Raw genomic sequence first — 1,330 nt, forward strand, 5'->3', positions numbered from 1 at the left:
AAAAAGAGTGCATCCTTCCCCTCAACGGAAACTGCCGAACCCTCATAAAGGCAGTATCCAATCCATGAAAAGGATGCACTCTAGCCCTCAAAAAGAGTGCATCCTTCCCCTCAACGGAAACTGCCAAACCCTCATAAAGGCAGTATCCAATCCATAAGAGGATGCACTCTAGCCCTCAAAAAGAGTGCATCCTTCCCCTCAACGGAAACTGCCAAACCCTCATAAGGCAGTATCCGATCCATAAGAGGATTCACTCCGCCTTCAATAGAGTGAATCCTTCCCTTCAAGGGTTTTACTCAATTTTCATCGCATCTCATTTTTATGAACCCTCATTTTTATGAATCCTTGGTCAAAGGCACAAAAGGAAGTTTTCTAGCGACTGCCGTATCACCCATCTTATGGGATTCCACTTGCCTACAGAGCTTTCAAACCTTTTTACGCCTTCATAAAATCGAATCTAAAAGAATTCATTAAGGCAATTAAGGGTAAATTTTGTCAAAATATAGACAAAGTTTATTCTTTTTTGTGATTGTTGTATTTTTACTATAGTTATTTAAATCGAATTTATATATGATACGTATCGATATTTATTTATCGAAATAAATATAGGAGAAAAACTATGAATATCAGATATTTTTTCATAGCGGGGGCTATCACAAGTGGTTTAGCTCTCGCGATTCAAAAATCTGATCGTATAGTCAATAAACAGCCCTCTCCTATTGTTGCACCTTATACTATTGAGAAAACAAATTTACAGTTTGTTAAACAAGTAAGGGACACATCGGATACATTGAATATACTGAGAGTCAGTAATAGAAGCGCATCAGAACAAGCATCAATAAACGATATATACGAGAAAGGAAAAAGTTTATTGAATGCAATAGCTAGTTTTTTAGGATCAATTATTATATATTTCATACAACTTGTTTCTACTAGAGTATAAGCTACAAAAAGTTCTTAAAGTAAAGTTATATACATTTTGTATATATTGTAAAACTTAAATAAAAAGGCCCTTTTTAAATGGGGCCTTTTTTAGTTTAATTTTTCCTTTGTTTTAGTTTAATTTTTATTGTGTTTTTATTTTTATTGGCCAAATATCACAGCCTTCAAAAGTGCCATTTTTTGCCTTCCTCTCCCCTCAAATGACAAAGGCTCTAACCCTTAAAGGCTCTAACCCTTAAAGCTCCCCCATAGCGCTTTAATCAATGAGAATCCGCAATCCTTTTATTCTTCTTGTTCTTCCCAAAAGTTCCTCTGTTTCAAGAAAATGACCATGCATCCCCTACATCATCGGATTGGCTTACAGATCTCCATGAAGCAGACTGAAAAA

At 35.6% G+C, this 1,330-nt stretch carries 1 protein-coding gene; it reads left to right on the plus strand.

All coding sequences use genetic code 11. The features are described 5' to 3' along the window. Positions 1–619: 619 nt before the first annotated feature. Positions 620–943, plus strand: coding sequence for a hypothetical protein (locus ACFIK7_RS09270; protein ID WP_273790865.1), 324 nt, complete (start codon positions 620–622; stop codon positions 941–943). Positions 944–1,330 lie beyond the last annotated feature (387 nt).

The sequence above is a fragment of the Bartonella sp. CL266QHHD genome, assembly GCF_042195355.1.
Classification (GTDB): domain Bacteria; phylum Pseudomonadota; class Alphaproteobacteria; order Rhizobiales; family Rhizobiaceae; genus Bartonella.